The organism is Nitrospirota bacterium (assembly GCA_016212185.1).
GTDB lineage: Bacteria > Nitrospirota > Thermodesulfovibrionia > UBA6902 > DSMQ01 > JACRGX01.
Map to the genome: position 1 here is coordinate 1 of JACRGX010000051.1, position 19,951 is coordinate 19,951.

16 protein-coding genes are annotated in these 19,951 nt (G+C 43.6%); 2 read left to right on the forward strand and 14 right to left on the reverse strand.

The annotated features are described in order from the left end of the window. Positions 1 to 45: 45 nt before the first annotated feature. From HZA10_05565 to HZA10_05580, 4 genes are read right to left on the reverse strand one after another with little or no spacing between them, the layout of a single operon-like run. Positions 46 to 957 (reverse strand): DUF362 domain-containing protein, encoded by a 912-nt coding sequence (locus HZA10_05565; GenBank protein MBI5195768.1) that lies wholly within the window; start codon positions 955 to 957, stop codon positions 46 to 48. A gap of 5 nt (positions 958 to 962) precedes the next feature. After that, on the reverse strand, positions 963 to 3,236 hold the full coding sequence (locus tag HZA10_05570) for a DEAD/DEAH box helicase (protein MBI5195769.1): 2,274 nt from the start codon (positions 3,234 to 3,236) through the stop codon (positions 963 to 965). Then, positions 3,196 to 3,681 carry a metallophosphoesterase gene (locus tag HZA10_05575; GenBank protein ID MBI5195770.1) on the reverse strand — a complete coding sequence of 162 codons (486 nt, stop codon included), beginning with the start codon at positions 3,679 to 3,681 and terminating at the stop codon, positions 3,196 to 3,198. The genes HZA10_05570 and HZA10_05575 overlap by 41 nt, the downstream gene beginning before the upstream one ends. A 1-nt stretch (position 3,682) precedes the next feature. After that, positions 3,683 to 4,960, reverse strand: a complete 1,278-nt coding sequence (locus HZA10_05580) for a DUF1015 domain-containing protein (protein ID MBI5195771.1) — start codon at positions 4,958 to 4,960, stop codon at positions 3,683 to 3,685. A gap of 388 nt (positions 4,961 to 5,348) precedes the next feature. Between HZA10_05580 and radA the strand changes: the two genes are divergently transcribed. Next, entirely contained in the window at positions 5,349 to 6,689 is a 1,341-nt protein-coding gene (radA, locus tag HZA10_05585) for a DNA repair protein RadA (protein ID MBI5195772.1), read from the forward strand. After that, positions 6,670 to 7,392 carry a hypothetical protein gene (locus HZA10_05590; protein MBI5195773.1) on the forward strand — a complete coding sequence of 241 codons (723 nt, stop codon included), beginning with the start codon at positions 6,670 to 6,672 and terminating at the stop codon, positions 7,390 to 7,392. The genes radA and HZA10_05590 overlap by 20 nt, the downstream gene beginning before the upstream one ends. Positions 7,393 to 7,527: 135 nt before the next feature. Here HZA10_05590 and HZA10_05595 read toward each other — a convergent pair whose 3' ends face one another. From HZA10_05595 to HZA10_05640, 10 genes are all read right to left on the reverse strand, one after another. Beyond that, positions 7,528 to 8,382, reverse strand: a complete 855-nt coding sequence (locus HZA10_05595) for an AAA family ATPase (GenBank protein MBI5195774.1) — start codon at positions 8,380 to 8,382, stop codon at positions 7,528 to 7,530. A 158-nt stretch (positions 8,383 to 8,540) separates the two neighbouring features. Further along, positions 8,541 to 9,986 carry a tetratricopeptide repeat protein gene (locus HZA10_05600; protein MBI5195775.1) on the reverse strand — a complete coding sequence of 482 codons (1,446 nt, stop codon included), beginning with the start codon at positions 9,984 to 9,986 and terminating at the stop codon, positions 8,541 to 8,543. Positions 9,987 to 10,192: 206 nt separating this feature from the next. Beyond that, entirely contained in the window at positions 10,193 to 12,139 is a 1,947-nt protein-coding gene (gene glgB / locus HZA10_05605) for a 1,4-alpha-glucan branching protein GlgB (protein ID MBI5195776.1), read from the reverse strand. Then, positions 12,084 to 13,535 carry a menaquinone biosynthesis decarboxylase gene (locus HZA10_05610; protein MBI5195777.1) on the reverse strand — a complete coding sequence of 484 codons (1,452 nt, stop codon included), beginning with the start codon at positions 13,533 to 13,535 and terminating at the stop codon, positions 12,084 to 12,086. The genes glgB and HZA10_05610 overlap by 56 nt, the downstream gene beginning before the upstream one ends. A gap of 42 nt (positions 13,536 to 13,577) precedes the next feature. Next, positions 13,578 to 14,441, reverse strand: coding sequence for a UbiA family prenyltransferase (locus HZA10_05615; protein MBI5195778.1), 864 nt, complete (start codon positions 14,439 to 14,441; stop codon positions 13,578 to 13,580). Positions 14,442 to 14,443: 2 nt separating this feature from the next. Then, entirely contained in the window at positions 14,444 to 16,873 is a 2,430-nt protein-coding gene (gene gyrA, locus HZA10_05620) for a DNA gyrase subunit A (GenBank protein ID MBI5195779.1), read from the reverse strand. Positions 16,874 to 17,128: 255 nt separating this feature from the next. Further along, positions 17,129 to 17,341: a type II toxin-antitoxin system HicB family antitoxin gene (locus HZA10_05625; protein MBI5195780.1), complete on the reverse strand. Its 213-nt coding sequence runs from the start codon at positions 17,339 to 17,341 to the stop codon at positions 17,129 to 17,131. A gap of 1 nt (position 17,342) precedes the next feature. Next, positions 17,343 to 17,537 (reverse strand): type II toxin-antitoxin system HicA family toxin, encoded by a 195-nt coding sequence (locus tag HZA10_05630; GenBank protein ID MBI5195781.1) that lies wholly within the window; start codon positions 17,535 to 17,537, stop codon positions 17,343 to 17,345. Between the two features lie 1,218 nt (positions 17,538 to 18,755). Beyond that, positions 18,756 to 18,950 (reverse strand): DUF2281 domain-containing protein, encoded by a 195-nt coding sequence (locus HZA10_05635; protein MBI5195782.1) that lies wholly within the window; start codon positions 18,948 to 18,950, stop codon positions 18,756 to 18,758. Positions 18,951 to 19,063: 113 nt separating this feature from the next. Then, positions 19,064 to 19,579, reverse strand: coding sequence for an adenylate/guanylate cyclase domain-containing protein (locus tag HZA10_05640; protein MBI5195783.1), 516 nt, complete (start codon positions 19,577 to 19,579; stop codon positions 19,064 to 19,066). Positions 19,580 to 19,951 lie beyond the last annotated feature (372 nt).

Consider the following 19,951-nt stretch of genomic DNA (forward strand, 5'->3'; position numbering starts at 1 on the left):
AGAAGAAATATCCCCTGAGTTATGCGTCTAAGATTCTGCATTAAATTAAATTTTTATTTTTTTGATATTTAATTTTGAAAGATCCATTGTGCCGAGTCCGTATTTATCCGCAATTTTTACATAACCGAGGTCACTGCCTTTCATTCCAAAAAGCGTTGCTCCGAAGGAATCTACGGCAATCTGATCAACGCCGGCTATAACGGTATTCAGCGTTCTTACATCTTTGATATCACCGCCTGAGGGCCCGTTGTTTACAAGAATCCGTACGGCATCAAGAATGGTCAGCGTTGGTTTTATGACCAGGGATAGGTCAACAAGACTCTCGTCAAGTTTCTGATGTATCTGCTTTCTTAATCCGCCCATAACACCCATCCAGTTTTTCATTGCCATTGTAAGGTTTGAAAGTCCATGATGTTTGGCGATGGGTATATTTATTATCTTGTCTGCCTCAAATATCTCGGTGTACAAAGGCCATTCTTTAAGCACCGGCCCGTTTATTTTTATGTCTTTAAATTTTCTTTCGTCAACATAGCTTAACTCACCGCCTGCTGTCTTGACGGCGTCGGCGATACCGCTTTGCACATAACATCTTCTCGGGTCATTCACAGTCCTGTCAAAAATCTTAACCTTTTTTGCGCCTGCCTCAAGGCAGAGCCTTACTACTGCGGCAACTACCTCGGGGTTTGTATTTGCGGCATGTTCAGGAAGCCTGTCCCATCCGATATTGGGCTTTATAATGACGGCATCACCCCTTGAGATAAACTTCTTAATTCCGCCGATTGCATCAATGGCGGCAGTTGTAATTTTTGCCGGTGACAGGCCCTGCGCAACGGCAAGATCAACACCAGAATGTTTCTCAGATGGGAGGGCTGTGTTAATAACTGTGTCAATTGCATTTGGAACTGAGAGGCTTATACCTGTAATTGCGGCTGATTTAAGGAAGTCTCTGCGGTTCATTGAAGTTATTTTAGCATTTTCTTAATTTCTTTGAGAATCAGCAATGCCGCCTTTTTATCCAGCGGGTCGTTGCCTGACCCGCACTGGGGGTCCTGAACGCATGAGGGACAGCCGTCTTCGCAGGGGCAGTCTGTTATTATTTTTTTTGCAGCCTCAAGCCATTCACCAATTACCTCAAGCGCCCTTTTTGTAAGACCGATGCCTCCTTCGTATCCGTCATAAATAAATATTGCCGGCGCTGAAAGCTGAGGATAGAGAGGGTAACTTATGCCGCCGATATCGCCTTTATCGCACATCGCAAAAAGCGGAAGGGCGAATATTGCGGCATGCTCAAAGGCGTGCAGTCCGCCTGCGAAATGAAGGTTGTTTTTTTCCACAACCTGTTTTAAATCACTGCCGAGTATTATCCATAATCCCTGTGTGTTAAAAGTCCAGGAGGGGAGTTCCACCGGATAACGGTCTGTTTTTTCCTGTGTCAGAAGCTTTTTCCTCCAGTATCCTGTCACCATATGTGTTGTACGCAGTTCTCCCCAGCTTATAGTATCTCTTTTAAGGACCTCTTTGATGATCTCTGTTTCCTCATAGGTTATGGCCTGCGTATAATAAGAGATGTCCGCTTCTTTACAGTGTATTGTAAAATTCTCAAGGTCAAGCTCTTGAACTATGTATTGCCTGCCTTTGTGAAGATATACGGCTCCGGGATGCGCCTCTTTAAAAACTCTTGCTCCACTTATTTCTCCAATGCGCCTGCCGCCGCTGAAAATATTGAAAATCTTTCCGATTCCGCGTATGCTTACCTCTCTCTGCGGATAACGCCGCTGAGAAAACCATATATCCCCATTTTTCCCCTGCTTAAGCAGTCCGTTGGTTTCAAGTTCAGTAATGACAGGTGCCAAGGCCTGAGTGTCATACACAAAATCACCGGCTCTGAGATAAATCTCCGCCGAGGCGCATGGAAGATGCTGCTTTAATATTGCATCGTTTGATGCATCTATAACAACCGCCTCATGACTCCGTGCGAAAAAGTCATCAGGGTGCCGCATGAAATACTGGTCCAGCGCATCCTTCAGCCCTACCAGTATAATTACTGCATCCTGCCCCTGTCGGCCTGTCCTTCCTGCGCGCTGCCATGTGCTTGCAATGCTTCCGGGATAGCCTGCAAGGATGCAGGCGTCAAGCCCGCCAATATCAATGCCAAGTTCAAGGGCGCTTGTGGATATTACGCCTTTAAGCTCACCCGAGAAAAGCCTCTGCTCTATCTCCCTTCTTTCAGCCGGCAGAAAACCTGCCCTGTATGAACTTACCAGCCCCTCATTTTCAGGCGAGGCGTCAACAAGCCAGCTGTACATCAATTCCGTTATCTTTCTTGATTTTGTAAATGCAATGCTTTTTAATCCTTCGTCAAGGCATAATTTAAATGCCTTTGTTGAAGCTGTATAAGGGCTTCCCCACGGATTTAAAAATACAATGTGCCTTCCTCCCCTTGGGGCTCCGCTGTGGTCAATAAGTTCAAAATCAAGCCCTGTGAGATTTCCGGCTAATTCTCCGGGATTGGCAATCGTTGCAGAACAGGCAATAAACTGCGGGTTTGAGCCGTAATATCTGCAAATCCTTCTAAGCCTTCTTAGAACCTGCGCAACATGCGAGCCGAAGACGCCCCTGTAAGTATGAATCTCATCAATGACTACGAATTTCAAGTTTTTAAAGAAATCAGCCCATTTTGTATGAAAGGCATTTATTGCGAGGTGAAGCATATCCGGATTTGAAAAGATTATGCTTGGAAATGAGTCGCGGATTTTTTTCCTCCTGTAAGCGGTTGTGTCGCCGTCATAAATCTCAGCAGGATGCGCTATGTCAAGGTCTTTTGCAATTTCACGTAATATTTTCAACTGGTCCTGTTCAAGCCCTTTTAACGGGAACAGGTAAAGGGATTTTGAATACGGATCATCAAGAATGGATTCAAGCACGGGGATGTTATAAATCAAACTTTTTCCGCTTGCAGTGGGAGTCATAACAATGATGTTATGCCCTTTCCTTATTAAGTCAATGCCTTTTGCCTGATGTGTGAAAAATTTATTAACGCCTTTCTTTTCAAGGGCGCTTTTGAGGCGGTCATTTACAGGAGCTTCAGGCTCTGCGTATTCTGCAGGCCAGGGTTCAATATAACGGTAGTGTGCTATTTCATCTTTAAAACCGGTGCTAAGATGTTCTAATAAGGATTTTATGGACAATGTGGATTTATAAACTGATGATTTCTGCCATTTTAGTTTTTGTGTCAAATATCATGGCCGTTGCCTGATTCCAGAATCCGTGTGATGTGCCCGGATTAAGGACTAAGGTATTTCCGGTTTCTTTATTCACACATTCATGCGTATGCCCGTAAGCTACAACATCATATTTTCCGCATTCAATCAGTGAGTTTCTCAATTGCGGCTCGGTCCCGTGATAACACGCAAATCTCAGGCTGTCTGTTTCAAATTCATGAAAATCACCCTTAATTTCTCCATTTATTTCGTTAAACGAATTGATAAGCCTGAATTTATCGCCGTCGTTGTTGCCGAATATTCCCACGAGTTTTATTCCCTGAAAGGCCTTAACCGATGCAGGATTTACATAATCTCCGAGATGAAGGACAAACTCAACTTTCCTGTCCTTGAATATCAGGACGCATTTCTTGATATTTTCTATATGGTCATGTGAGTCTGATATTATGCCGATTATCATATCAAAACTTATAAATCACCATTCCCGTCAGAAGCTTCGGATAAAAATATGTTGACTTCGGCGGCATCCGTTGTCCGGCAAGGGCAACCTTCTTAACGTCTTCAATCTTTGTTGGATTAAGAAAAAAAACAGCCTCAAAAGAACCTTTTTTTGCCTTTTCTACCACAGCTTCAGGTTCCATCTCATATTCGTAATGCTCTATTTTCAGCAGTTTTTCAAATATGAGTTTATGAAGCACAGTGACATCAAGATTTTTTAGGCACGCCGGCAGGGCTATTCCCATTTTTGACCTATTGAACGAAAGCGTGTAATAAGTATCAGCATTAGTAAGAAACATCCCGAAGCAATGCGTTTGCTTATGCATTATTTCAAACATCTTCTGCCTTGCCTGTTGTCCGGAGATCCCTTTGGAGCTTGTTCTTTGTATGTCAAAATGATTTTTCAGGGAATCATTTATATTGATATTTGAATCTACTTCAACTATGCGGTGCGTGGGCAGGAGCGTCAGCCCTTCATCTTCTATGTTGGCAAGAAACATGAGCACATAATCCCATGGTTTTGTGTTTAGCGTTTTGCCCCTTGCCCCTTCTAATTTATCCATCTCATTTTTAAACCTAAGCGATGTTTCGTAGCGATGATGACCGTCTGCAATAAAAATATCCTTATCAGACATCTCTTCTTTGACCGCATTTATAGAAGCCTTATCGCTGATACGCCAGAGCCTGTGAACAAAACCTTCTCCGTTTTTCGCCTCAATAAAAGGTTTGTTTTTGACAGCCTCGCTAAGGATGGAAGAAGCGCGTTTTTTCCTGCTGCTGTAAATGGAGAATATAGGACTTGTATTAGCCCTGCAATAACGAAGGATATTAGATCTGTCTGATTTCGGCTTTGAGTAAGTCATCTCATGGGGATGAATCCTTCCTGTGCCAAGTTCCTCAATCCTTACTGCTCCCAAAAAACCTCTGAGTTTTTTCTTCTGTCCGTTTATCCTGTAAGTTATCTCATAACAATAAAATGCAGGTTCGGAGTCATTAATCAGGATCCCTTTTTTGAGCCAGCCTCCGAAGAATTTTGCCGCCCTTGTGTAGCGGTTTTCATTTTCACTGTCTCCGTCTTCATCTTTGCCGAAATCAATGCGGATAATGTTATAGGGGCTCTTCCCATACAGTGCGTCCTTAAATTCAGGCGTAACAATATCGTAAGGCGGCGCCATTACTATATTGGCGTCTACCTTCTGAGTGTTATATAAAACACCTTTAAAAGGGATTACCTCTGCCATCTGAAAGTTAAAAATTAAAAGTTAAAAGTGTAAAATTAAGGAATTATTTTTATCCCACACGCCGTCATTCCTGCGAAAGCAGGAATCCAGACTTGTCCTCGCAGAAGCGGGGAACCAGTTAAATGAAATAGATTCCCGCCTACGCGGGAATCACCCTCCCCTTCATCCCCTCCCGTCAAGGGAGGGGAACTGTTAGTATCCCTCTCCCCTTGCGGGAGAGGGCAAGGGTGAGGGGTGTTTTCGGGTCAATGACAGAAAACGGCTCACACGAATTCAGGTTTGTAACCTGAACCCGAATAGATTTTTAAAGAAAAGCATGTTATCTTAACATTGCATATCCTGAAATTTCAAACGGCATGATTACCCCCATTTGTGTTAAAATCAGCAGATGCAGCGTCCTAAAATCCTTTATCAATGCCAGAGCTGCGGATATTCAGCGCCTAAGTGGCTTGGAAAATGCCCTGACTGCGGGGCGTGGAACAGCTTTGTAGAGGAAGAGCGCGTTACAAAGCTGAAAAGAAGCGAAACTGCCGCGCCAGTCATCCTTTCTGAAATCTCACATCATACCGGAAGCAGGCATTCCACGCAGATAAGGGAATTTGACAGAACGCTCGGCGGAGGCGTGGTGCCGGGCTCTGTTGTGCTGATAGGTGGAGACCCAGGCATAGGCAAGTCAACACTTTTGCTTCAGGCGATTAAGGGGCTGGCAAAACTCGGCAAGGTGCTTTATGTCTCAGGCGAAGAGTCTCCTGAGCAGATAAAAATCAGGGCAGACAGACTGAAGACTAAGTCCAGTGACATAATACTTTTACCTGAAACATCTCTGGAAGGCATAATCTCAGTTGCGCAGGATATAAAACCGCAAGTGGTTGTCGTAGATTCAATTCAGACAATATTCTCGCTTGAACTGCCCTCGGCGCCGGGTTCCGTAAGCCAGATAAGGGAATGCGCGACAAAGCTCATGTTTTTTGCAAAAAAGCACGGCATTCCCCTTTTTATAATCGGGCATGTCACAAAAGAGGGCGCTATTGCAGGCCCAAGGGTGCTTGAACACATAGTAGACACAGTGCTTTATTTTGAAGGAGATAAAGGCGGGCCATTCAGGATTTTGCGCGCGGTGAAAAACAGGTTCGGCTCCACCAATGAAATCGGTGTTTTTGAAATGACAGAGGCAGGGCTGAAAGAAGTGGACAACCCCTCCCAGCTTTTCTTGTCTGAAAGGCCGCTTAATGTGCCCGGCTCGGTGGTCACGGCAAGCATTGAAGGCACAAGGCCTTTGCTTGTGGAGATTCAGGCGCTGGCAAGCGTATCAAATTTCGGAGTTCCGAGAAGGACCTCGCTTGGTGTTGATTATAATAGGGTCAATCTTCTTATTGCAGTGCTGGATAAGCGCATAGGCATGCACCTTGGGAGTATGGATGTGTTTGTAAATGTTGTTGGAGGGCTGAAAATAGATGAGCCTGCTGTGGACACGGCAATTATTGCGGCAGTTGCGTCTTCCTTTAAAAACAAGGCGGTGGACCCTTCTGCAGTTGTCTTTGGCGAGATCGGCCTTTCAGGAGAGTTAAGGGCAATAAGCCATGCAGATATAAGGCTTAAAGAGGCCGCAAAACTTGGTTTTAAAAAAGGCATAGTTCCTGCGGGCAATGCCGGTCATCTCAAAGGGCATGATATTGAGATTATCGGGGTAAAGAATGTTCAGGAGGCGCTTGAAATACTCTTTTTTTAAAATCTGTTCACTGTTCACTGTTTACTGTTTACTGTTCACTGCTTTAGGCTGTGCCCCCAAGGTTGCGCCCCTTGCCCCGTACAAAGACCTTGACCTTACGCTTGATGAGATTATCTCAAAGGCAAAAGGCGATGTTCACACGCTGAAAATAATTTCAGGCATAAATATTGAGAAGGATGACAATCCGTATATGTATGTTGATGCCGCGGTTACACTGAAAAACAGCGGCTGGATGCATGTAAGGCTGTACACCTTTGGAATGCTTGCAGGTGACTATATTGTAAAAGACGGCGTGATAAATAACGCCTCAGGGAAGGCGAGCAATAAATCAGACAGTAAACTGTTCCAGAACATGAAGGAATTCAGCAAGGCAATGCAGCGCTCAATTTTCTGGTGGAACGGCCTGACGAATTCCGATTGTAAAAATTCTGTTTCAGGCTGCAAAGAGAATACTGTTATGTCAAAAAATGAGATGGAATATGTCATAAATACGGCAGACAGGGAGATACATCTTGACAGAGCTACACTTTTGCCTCTAAGCCAGGATATCAGGGCAGGGGGGAAAAAAATACATATTAATTATGCTGAACCGCAAAAAGAGGGTGATTTCCATTATTCGTCTTCTCTTAAAATTGAGGCAGGCAGCTACAGTTTCTTAATGAAGGTTACAAAACTGATTATCAACCCGCCGGCGGAAGAATAACCAGCACCTGAATTTCAAAATCCAAATGTCAAATTCTGAATTTTAACATTCATTTGGCATTTGAGTTTTGTAATTGGACATTAATAACTTTACAATACCTGTAAATTAAATATTAATCACTACAAGTTAAGTTATTTACATTTCCCTGCGGGGTTTTGAAGGAGTTTTTCTGCCTGCTGCCTCTAATCCGAGGCTTACTGCGACTGATTCAATAACGTCTTTATCAATCTGTTTTCTTTTAAGGAGAAAGCCCTCAAGGAGCGCATTGTCGCAGACAGTGTTTATTAAACGGGGAACGCCGCTGGAAAAAAGATGAACTGCCTTGACTGCATCCTGCATAAAAATATTTTCCTCGCATCCTGCAACCTTTAGTCGGTGTTTTAAATAATCCTCTGTGATAGTATCGGTGAATGCCTTCAGCCTGCACATGACTGCAACGCGCTGTTTTAAAGGTTCGTCAAGCGCAAGGACATTTTCAAGTTCAGGAAGCCCGAAGAAGATAAATGTTATGAGTTTGCCTCCCGGGGCTTCCATATTAAGCAGCCCTCTGAATTCTTCCATAATCTCCTTGGTCTGAAGCATCTGCACTTCATCCATAAGGACCACGGTTTTAAGTCCTGATTCATGGATCTCCAGCAGCCTTTCATACAATTGTCCAAGCAGTTCAACCTTGCCGGTGCCGGGGTTTTCCACGCCGAGCTGAACGGCAATTTTTCTCATTAGCCAGTCTGCCGTTACTGATGAATGCAGTACAACAAGCAGCGCGGCCTCATACTGATTTTCATCAAGTTCGTCCAACATCTTCCTCGCAAGGGTAGTTTTGCCGGTGCCTATGTCTCCCAGCACTACGGCAAGCCCCTTCATGCTGTCTACGGCATACTTTAACCGTACAATAGCCTCTGCATGCTGGGCGCTGTTGTAGTAAAATTTATTTTCTACCGCATTTGAGAAAGGATGTTCTTTTAGTTTGTAAAATTCCAAATAGTCCATAGTTTTTATAGTCGTTCCTTGATGTTTGCCCCTATTCTACATATGATTCATAATCTTCTTCAAGTGTTTACCCTTGCTGTAACTTCAGTGTCAAAGTTATTTTGCTTTGATACTCTGACACTTCCTCTGACTGTTCACTGATTACTGTTCACTGTTTTTCATATATACGATACCCTGTGTTTTTTAGATTTTGCCTTATCTTTTTCTTTTGACGGCGGGCTTAATTCTTCTATCCTCCTTATAATTTCCTCATTGTCAGGAAAACGAGAAAGCAGTTTCTCATAAATCTTCATGGCCTCCTGCTTAAGCCCCTGCTGTAGGTGAAGGTCTGCCTCGGCAAGACCGTCCTCAAGCAAGTCTTCAGGCGAAATAACAGGAGGCGCTGTTTTAAGCAGGGCTTCAGCTTCAGCAGAAGGTTTTTGCCCGGATTGCATTTCAGGAGATGTTACCGCTTTATTTCCAAGCTCAATGATTTTTCTTTCCGCTGATTCATCTGAGGGCATTAATGTAAGAATCTCCCTGTATGACTGAATCGCTTGGTCTGGCATTTCATTATTTTCATATAGCGCTGCAAGCTCCCGGAGCTCTTTGACTGTTGATTCCACGTCATCCTTACCCTTGTAGATGGTTATCAGCATTGTTTTAACATCTATCGGTTTAAAATCCGTGAAATTTACCAGGCAGTGGATGGCCTCATCCCAATTTCCAAGCCGTAGGGTCTCGTCTATGTAAGGCAATAATTGCTCCCACGCCTCTGCCATAAGACCTTCTTTCAGATATATATTGCCCAAAAGTTTTTTATATTCATTATTAGACGGGTCTGTTTCAATGAGACGGATAAGCGCTTGTTTGCCTTCATCCGCATTCCCGGCTTTAATGGCAAGTCTTGAATAGTTCAGCAGGACATCGCTGTTGCTCGGCTGGGCGGACATGGCATTTTTTAAATATTCTGTTGCCTGCTGGATATCATTTTGCATCTCTGCAATTTTGCTAAGGCCGAGAAATGCTCCGGTACATTTAGGGTCCAGTTCAATTGCCTTAAGGTAAAATTGCCGCGCCTCATTAAATTCATCCCTGTTTAAATGATATACGGCAACATTCACATATTCCTTGATTGCTTCTTCTGTAATGCCTGCTTTAGAAGAAAGCTCTGCCACTTTTATCCTGAGGTTTATATCAGTTGAGAAAAATTTAAGCATTTTTTTATAAACATCCAAGGCCTTTCCTTCTGCGCCTTCTTTCATGAAAATATCTATCGCAGCCGAGAAATTCTCATTGGCATTGCCGGTAAGGCCTCTTTCTGCATTCAGTTCTCCAAGCAAAATAAGGGTGGCGGTATCAGAAGGATGTATGTTAAGAATTTTTTTGTACAGGGCAATCGCCTTTAGATAAAAGCCGTCTTCCTTGAAAATATTGGCGGCTTTTTTGAATTCCTCAATGGCTTTTTCTTTTTCTTTGTTCCTGAGGTGCAGGTCGCCTATTGTATTGTAAACATTGGCGTCCTGCTCTTCTTTGAGGATCTTTTGCAGTTCGGCAATGGCTTTATCCAGTTCGCCTTTTGCTATATAGTTCCGGGCGTCTTTTGTAACGGCAGTTTTGTCCATTTTTATCTATTAAAAAGGGCTTATCAGACCTTAATTTTCATGGTGTACTGCTTAATAAAAGCGTATCACATATAAAAGAAGAGTGTCAATAACACTGAAGCGGCAGTAATCAGTGAACAGTAATCAGTGAACAGTAATCAGTGAACAGTGAATAGTGAACGGTGAACAGTGAGCAGGAAAAATCATGTTTCCAACTTGAGCGCTATTCACTGTCGTTTTAAAATAACCATGCCGAGCGGCGGGAGAGTGAGGTTCAGGGAAAAAGGCTCTCCATGCCATGGAATCGGTTCTGCATGGACGCCTCCTGAGTTGCCTATGTTGCTGCCCCAGTAGATGCCTGAATCGCTGTTGATAATCTCTTTGTAAAAACCTTCTTTTGGCACTCCGATGCGGTAGCCGCCTCTTGGCACTGGGGTAAAATTAAGCGCCGCGACAACAAAATCATCAGGATTTTTTGCCTTTCTCATAAAGGACACCGCGCTGTGTTCCCAGTCATTGAAGTCTATCCACTCAAAACCCGTATGGTGGAAATCTATTTCATAAAGCGCAGGCTCCCGCTTGTAAATAGAGTTCAGGTCTTTAACATACCTCTGCAGTTTCAGATGGGGCTCATACTGCAAAAGCTGCCATTCAAGGGATTCATTAAACCGCCATTCAACCCACTGTCCGATTTCTCCTCCCATGAAGAGGAGTTTTTTGCCTGGATGGCTGTACATAAGCCCGTAAAGAAGCCTTAGGTTTGCAAACCTTTGCCAGAAATCCCCCGGCATCTTGTCAAGCATAGAGCATTTCCCGTGCACAACCTCATCATGTGAAAGAACGAGAACGAAATTCTCTGTAAATGCGTAAAGAAGACTGAATGTGAGATTATTATGATGGTATTTCCTGTGAACAGGGTCTTTTGTAAAATATACAAGCGTGTCATGCATCCAGCCCATGTTCCACTTTAAGCTGAATCCAAGCCCGCCGAGATAAGTGGGTCTTGACACCATGGTCCATGCAGTTGACTCCTCGGCAATGGTAAGTACGCCGGGGTGCTGCTGATGCACGACCTCATTAAATTTTTTGAGGAATGTTATTGCCTCAAGGTTTTCATTCCCTCCGTAGATATTGGGGAGCCAGTCGTCGGGCTGTCTTGAATAATCAAGATATAACATTGATGCCACTGCATCCAGCCGCAGGCCGTCTATATGATATTTTTCAAGCCAGAAAAGGACATTGGATATAAGAAAGTTGGACACCTCATTCCTGCCGTAATTGAAGATTAATGTGCCCCAGTCCCTGTGCTCTCCCTTTCTCGGGTCTGCATGTTCATAAAGACATGTTCCGTCAAAGGATGCAAGCCCGTGCGGGTCTTTCGGGAAATGCGCAGGAACCCAGTCCAGGATGACGCCGATGTTATTTAAATGACACTGGTCTACAAAATACATGAAGTCCTCCGGGGCGCCAAAGCGGCTTGTAGGAGCAAAATAGCCTATGACCTGATATCCCCATGATTCATCAAGCGGGTGTTCCATGACCGGCATAAGTTCAATGTGCGTATAGCCCATTTCTTTAACATAAGGGATAAGGTTCTGTGCAAGCTCCCTGTATGTAAGGGAACGGTTATTTTCCTCAGCAATCCTCACCCATGAACCAAGGTGGACCTCATAGATTGAGACAGGAGATTCAAGCCAGTTTTTCTTCTGTCTTTGCGTCATCCATGCATGGTCTGACCATTTATATTTGTTTATATCAGCGACGATTGATGCGCTTTTGGGACGCACCTCAAAATAAAACCCGTAAGGGTCTGCCTTTTCCTCGGCATAATTGTTAAATTTAGACTTTACCCAGAACTTATAAATCTCACCCTCTCCGAGGCCTGGGACAAACAGCTCCCATATCCCTGAGTTTCCGCTTAAACGCATCAGATGGCGCTTCTTATTCCATTTATTAAAATCTCCTATTACGCTTACTGCTTCCGCATTCGGCGCCCAGACGGAAAAGTGGACTCCGTTTTTTCCCTTAATCTTTTTTATATGCGCGCCGAGCTTTTCATAACTTTTGTAGTGAGTTCCCTCTCCGATTAAGTAAAGGTCAAAATCGCTTAATATATCCTTATTCAAAGCCGTATTCCTTCCACCTTGCGGCAACGAGTTTTTTAATTTCTTCAGACATAAATAATTCTTTGGGCCAGTCCCTCATCATGCCTTCCTCCTTTGTTTTCCGCGTGGCGTCAACGCCCATTTTTGAACCGTATCTCGGCCAGCTTGCAGAATGATCCAGATCGTCAACAGGACCCTCGGCAATGACAACGTCTCTTTTCCAGTCAACATTATTTAAAATGCGCCATGCAGTGTATGAGATATTCTGAACGTCCACATCATCATCAACGATAATCAATAATTTTGAAAACATCATCTGTCCTTTGCCCCAGAGTCCGTGAATAATCTTTTTAGCATGTCCGGGATAACTCTTCTTAATTGAAATTAATGCCGCATTATGAAACACGCCTTCCATCGGCAGGTTGAAGTCCTTGATCTCAGGGAAGTCAAGCCTTAGAAGAGGCAGGAAAATCCTCTCTGTAGCCTTGCCCATGTAGCAGTCTTCCATCGGAGGTTTTCCAACGATTGTTGCGGGATAAATCATATCTTTTCTGTGTGTTATGCAGGCTGCATGAAATACGGGATACTGATCAGCCGCTGAATAAAAACCAGTATGGTCCCCGAATGGTCCCTCAAGGCGCAGTTCGCCCGGCTCAAGATAACCCTCAATCACAAGTTCGCTGTTTGCAGGCACCTCAATGTCTGAAGTGATGCACTTTACCATTTCCACAGGCTCTTTCCTCAGAAATCCTGCAAAGATCATCTCATCCACTGATGATGGAAGAGGCGCTGTTGCAGAATATATCACCGCGGGGTCGCTGCCCACGGCAATAGCGGCAGGCATGCGTTTTTTCAGCGCCTTGTATTTATCATAATGCCGCGCCCCGTCTTTATGAATGTGCCAGTGCATACCCGTCGTGGTTTTGTCGTAAATGTGAATTCTGTACATCCCGCAGTTTTGCATGCCTGTCTCAGGGTCTTTTGTGAATACCATTGGCAGTGTAATAAACCGCCCGCCATCCCCGGTCCAGCATTTAAGCACAGGGAACCTGGATAAATCAGGATTGTCTTTTTCAATGACTTCCTGACAGGGCGCATTTTTTACGCTCTTTGGAAAGTATCTGGAGAATTCAAAAAGTTTTGGCAGCAGAGCAATTTTTTCAAGCAGTGTCTTCGGAGCCGCCTGACTCAGCAGTTCCTCAATGCGTCCTGCAACATCATCAAGCCTTTGAACCTCAAGGGCAAGACACATTCTTTCAAAAGAGCCGAAGATATTTGTTACAACAGGGTATGCCGAGCCTTTAACATTCTCAAAAAAAAGCGCCCTGCCGCCGCCGGGGCTTTTGCACATCCTGTCAGTTATTTCCGTAATCTCAAGCACAGGGTCCACTTCGGCATTGATGCGTTTAAGGAGTCCTTTTGATTCAAGTAGCTTTAAAAATTCCCGTAAATCTTTGTAAGCCATGGAATATATGATACAGGATTCAAGATTCAGGATACAAGCTGTTCACAGCGGAATCAGATAATCCATCAGCGTAAACGCAAATACCGTAATACTGATGTATCCGTTAATATTAAAAAATGCCATGTCAAGCCTGCTCAGGTCGTCTGCTTTTATCAGAGAATGTTCATACAATAGAAGCGCTGATGCAATCAAGACGCCGGCGAGATAAAACCCCTTTAAGTTAAAAACAGGAATCAGGCTGAAAAGCAATCCAATAGTGAGCAAATGAAAGCCTCTTGCAATCCACAGGGATTTTTTAATGCCGAACTTGGCGGGTATGGAATAAAGCCCGTGAGTCTTGTCAAACTCAGTATCCTGCATGGCATAAAAAACATCAAAGCCTGCGATCCAAAAGGCAACGGCAGATGAAAGTAATAAAACCTCCGGTTCAAAGGTTCCTCTTACGGCTATCCATGCGCCTACAGGCGCAAGCGAGATTGCAATGCCGAGGACCACATGGCTTAACCAGGTAAACCTTTTTGTATATGAATAAGCGATAAGCAGAAAAATCACAAAAGGAGACAATTTCAGGCAAAGGGGATTAAGCATCCATGCAGAAAATACCAGAACAACAAAGGCGGTAATCGTAAAAAAAAGCGCCTCGCCTGTCCTTACAGCACCGCTTGGTATTTCCCTGTTTTTTGTCCGCGGGTTAAGCGCGTCAATTTTTCTGTCTATAATCCTGTTCATGCCCATGGCGCCTGACCTTGCGCCGGCCATTGCAATGGTTATCCATAAAATTTGGTTTAAATCAGGAATGCCGTTTGCCGCAATCAGCGCGCCTGTAAATGCAAATGGAAGCGCAAAGACAGAATGGGAAAACTTTATTAACCTGAGGTAGTCAGGGATTTTTTTAAAGAGAGACATATTTACTCTGCTTCTGTATCCGCTGTTTCAGTCTCCGCTGTACACGCTATGCCCATGACCTTGTCTCCTTCGCTCAGGTCAATGAGCCTGACTCCCTGGGTATTCCTGCCGATTGTGGAGATGTTTGATGATTTCAGCCTGATAAGTTTGCCGCTGTTTGCAATAATCATTATCTCGTCTTCATTTGCTACCTGCAGGATTCCGACTACTCTGCCATTCCTTGGTGTTATTTTTATGGTGATTATACCCTTGCCGCCCCTGCTCTGGACCCTGTATTCCTCTGACTTTGTCCTTTTGCCGTAGCCGTTTTCGGTTACTGTAAGGAGCGTGGTCTTTTCATCCAAAACATCTACTGAAACTACCTCATCGTTTTGCTGGAGCTTAATGCCTCTTACGCCGTGTGCGACTCTTCCCATTTCACGGACATTTTTTTCGTTAAACCTTATGGACAGTCCTTCACGGGTGCTTAAGATAATATCCTTTGTGCCGTCCGTTGCCTTTACTCCGATGAGTTCATCATCCGGGTCCAGGTTGATTGCGTTAATGCCTTTGGTCCTCGGGTTGCTGTAAGCAAGAAGCGATGTCTTTTTTACGACGCCCTTTTTTGTCGCCTTGAAAAGATAAATCCCCTCTTTAAATTCTTTTACCGGCATGACTGTGGTTATCTTTTCTCCCTCTGAAAGCTGTAAAAGGTTTACGACGGCCTTGCCTTTTGTAGCCCTGCCGGCCTCAGGAAGCTGGTATACCTTAAGCCAGTAAAGACGTCCTAGGTTTGTGAAGAAGAAAAGGTAATCGTGCGTTGAGGCAAGGAAAAGCTGTTCAACAAAGTCCTCTTCCCTCGTCTCCATGCCGAGAAGTCCTTTCCCGCCCCTTCTCTGGCTCCGGAAAAGGGTCAGGGAATTGCGCTTGATATAACCCTGATGCGAGATGGTTATGACCATCTCTTCTTCAGTTATCAGGTCTTCAATGGTTATTTCCTTTGTCTCTGCCGTGATTTCAGTTCTTCTCGGATCCGCATAGTTCTTCCTTATCTCAGTCAGCTCCTGCCGGATTATATTATTTACAAGCGCATTGCTTGCAAGAATTGCCTTTAACTTTTCAATCTCCTTGAGAATATCTTTATACTCGGTGATAATTTTTTCCCTCTCCAGTCCCGTGAGTCTCTGGAGTTTCATGTCAAGGATGGCCTGAGCCTGAATTTTTGTGAGCGGGAAGTTTTGAATTAATCCCTCAAGCGCAGCCTCAGGGGTCTTTGATTTCCTTATCAGGCTGATTACCGCATCAAGGTTATCAAGCGCAATCTTAAGCCCTTCAAGGATGTGCGCCCTTTCTTCCGCCTTTCTGAGTTCAAAGCGCGTCCTTTTTATAATTACGTCGCGCCTGTGCATAAGGAAGTGGGACAGTATTCTCTGGAGGTCAAACACCTTTGGCTGGCCGTTTACGATTGAAAGCATTATTATGCCGAAAGTGGATTCCATTGCAGTATGTTTGTAGAGCTGGTTGAGCGCTACCTGCGCCATTTCTCCGCGCTTGAGTTCAATAACAACCCTGATTCCCTCACGGTCTGATTCATCCCTGAGGTCGGAGATGCCTTCCACCTTCTTTTCACGCACGAGTTCTGCGATTTTCTCTATGAGCCGCGCCTTATTCACCTGATACGGAAGCTCGTTGATTATGATGGTTTCGTTTTTTCCCTCATCTTCAATCGTGACCTTGGCCCGAATTTTTACCAGCCCCCGGCCTGTATTGTATGCGTCAACTATGCCCTGCCGCCCGTGGATAACGCCGCCTGTGGGGAAATCAGGACCCTTGATGTCTTTCATTAATTCCTTGATTGTGATGTCAGGGTTGTCTATCATCTTCACAAGTCCGTCAATGACCTCTCCGAGATTATGCGGCGGTATGTTTGTAGCCATGCCGACGGCTATGCCCGAACACCCGTTGATAATCAGGTTCGGAACTCTGGACGGCAGGACCACAGGCTCCGCAGTTGTTTCATCAAAGTTAGAGACAAAGTCAACGGTCTCTTTGTCAATATCGGTAAGTATTTCCTCGGCGAGTTTTGTGAGCCGTGCCTCTGTGTATCTGTATGCCGCGGCAGGGTCTCCGTCTATAGAGCCGAAGTTCCCCTGTCCGTCAACAAGCGGATAGCGCATATTGAAGTCCTGCGCAAGCCTTACAAGCGCCTCGTAAACCGCGGAGTCTCCATGTGGGTGATATTTTTTAAGCACCTCGCCGACTACGCCGGCGCATTTTGAATATTTCTTTCCGGGCACAAGCCCTTCCCTGAGCATTGCATAGAGGATTCTCCGCTGGACTGGCTTAAGCCCGTCCCTTATGTCAGGAAGCGCCCTTCCGATGATTACGCTCATCGCATAATCAAGGTAGCTGACCTTCATCTCATCTTCAATGTTTATCAATTGCTTAACCATTAAATCTCCTCTTGAAATGTTTTAGAAAGAATGGATTATGCCTTAATTCAGCGTGTTATTTTAGCATTAATCCACCTAAACTATCAATGCTTTCAGGCGGCCGCTCCGTAAGCTTGAAAACAGGGGGTAATGAGGCGGAAACAGGGCAATATTTGCAGTAAAATTTTGCAGTTCTCTTTTGTTCCGATACACGGTAGAGTGAAGTGATGACCGTGTATCGTGGCTGCGGCTGGTTAAAGTGCCTGTACTGAAATTTTATCTGACGGCAACATACTCTGCAAAGGAAGTTGACTGAGGGATGGACAGCCCATCTTCCTTCAGCCCTTGCAAGTGCAATTCAATGGCTTCATGCATACTTTGCTCTGCTTCTTCGCGCGTAGCCCCTGTAGCTACACATCCGGGCAAGTCAGGTGAATATGCAGAATAGTTTCCATTTGCCTTCTCGATTACAACAAGAAAACGATACATCTTATTTTACCTCCTTCAATTTAGCCTGCTTCAAAATACTGTTTAAAGTCCCTGGCGCCAAATCATCATTAGGATGACCGGCAATAGTTACCCTGCCTGCCTTCGTAGGGTTTTTATATTGCCGATGGCTTCCTCTCGTATCAACTTGATACCAACCATCGCTTTCTATCAATTTTATAATATCACGAATCTTCATTCTTGTCTTTCTATTTAAATATTGCAGATTTTATATAGGACAATATGACTATCCGCTGTAATTATGCCACCTTTTACTCGTTCTAAAACAATTATACCAAATTTAACTCTGTTGTTTTGTGTTTATTCGGTATCAGCCGTTGCAGGCAGTCTTTAAATAGACCGTCCCATTTTTTTACCCACAGATTATTAAAATACTTCAGGCGCATGAACATATAACACTTTATGTTAAGTCAAACAAACTGGCTGCTTAATTTTTTTTTGTGCGGTGACCGTGTATCGGTTTGGATTGGCGAAGTTACGGCTTCTTCCTTAAAAAATATGAAAATAAAGCCCGCCGATTTCCCGAAGGGTTTTTTACGCCAATCTGGTGTTATCTGTCGTTGCGGGCAGGGATTTCTTGATTTTTAGAAGGGTTAGTTTTTAGTGGCTGTGTTTTCTTCTATCCTGAATCTTGAAAGCTATTAGAAAAACAATCCCCGCCAATACTGCTATGCCAAGCATGATATAAAGTCCTTCCATAATTAATCCTCCTTGTCTTTTGGGGTTACAAAATATGACAATAACGCAAATAATACAAAAGCCAATCCGAGAGAAAAACCAATCGATGCAATAAACTTATCTGTCAATATACTCCCGATAACACCAGCCGTAAGCGTATATTTAGCTGCGTCTGCAAAGATATTTCCTATGACTTTTCTCCGCTCACGATTCACTGATTTATTATATCATACCTCTGCACTGTTTGTTTATGAAACATATATGCACTCTGTTATCTGTCCGTTGCAGACGGTCTTTAAATAGAACCGTCCCATTTATTCTTCCTTACCTTTGAGGGGCTTGCGAAAAAGGCCGCAAAATCCAGCAAAAGCCTTCATCGTATGCTCGGACCGCACGGCAATCCGCGGGCTGAAAATATCCTTCAAATTATTAAAATACTCCAGGCGCATGAACACATAACGCTTTATGTTAAGTCAAGCAAACTGGCTGCTTAATATTTTTTTGTATAGATTAACGTTCCCGTTGCAAAAGAAGCCCCGATGCTTTGGGGTTTGGACGGTGGTCTTTTCCGCTATGTTAGTTGTTGTTGCAGGCAAAATAATAAAGCGTCCTTTTTATCCTCGGATTATTTCAACTACCTTTTTAATGACTTCGGTAAGCTTTTCTATTTTAAGATTGCCGATTTTATATAGGACAATATGACTATCCGCAACACCTTTTACAAATTTTGCCATGCCTCATCCTCTTCCGGCTTAAGCCAATCTTTCTTGAGAGAGGATTCGCTTGCAATAGCAATATCAACCCTTTCCTTTATTATCTTTGTCTTTAGGAAGTGAACAAAATCTAAAACCTCATCAAGAAAAGACTCAGGGACTTGCTTAATCTCATCTATAAGAAGTTCCTTTTTACTCATGAGTTCCCTCCTTTTACTCGTTCTAAAACAATTATACCAAATTTCACTCTGTTGTTTTGCGTTTATTCATTAACAGCCGCTGCAGGCAGCTTTTAAATAGAACCGTCCCATTTTTATTTAAATTCGTAAACAGTAATCTTTCCAATTCCCTTTATATTTACAATAATTCCTGCTGAAAATGACATACCCCGTTTTTTACCTAATTGAGCAATAGGTGAAGCAACCAAGACCTGATCAGGCTTACAAATGTTTGCTAAACGAGCAGATATATTTATTGGCATCCCACTGAGATTTACTCCGTCATTAAGACAACTAACGTTCCCATGGTCAATCCCACATTTGAGATGTATGGGGTTATATTTCCCTCTTGTATTTGTGTTTTCTTCTGATAACTGACTTAATAGTTTTGATATAAAAAAGCAGGCATTAAAAATACTATCTTGGTCTTTAAAAATTATAAGAGCTCCATCTCCAAAAAAATTGGCGATGCGTCCACGCGTACGGTTTGCCACTGTGCTAATAGATTCCATTAATTCGTTTTTAATCTGGGTCATCCCTTTAATACCAATATCTTGTTCTATTTGTGTAGAACCCACCATATCGACTATCACTGTTGTTATTTCTGACATTTTCTTTACCTCCACGAATTTCGAGAAAATTGTATATAATACGTACACAAACTAAGAATAACTAATTTGCCTCTCAATACGCCTAATAGAACAGATTTATATATAAAATCTGGGACGGTTGTATTTTTTAACATTTTATTTCCCTCCTTTTACCTGTAATGAATGGCTAACGTCTGCGGCACAGACGAAGCCGACAGGTTTGTTATGTTTACCGTTTGTGCCGCTGTTAAGTGAAGTTGCCCGAAGCCAAATCTATTTAGAAAAATACTCATCTTTTGTAAGTAATACTTGATACCAATCCTTGGTATCTGGTGGAGGCGGTCAAATGTCTCTCCATCTCAGGTATTCATCTTCACTGACACAATCCATTAC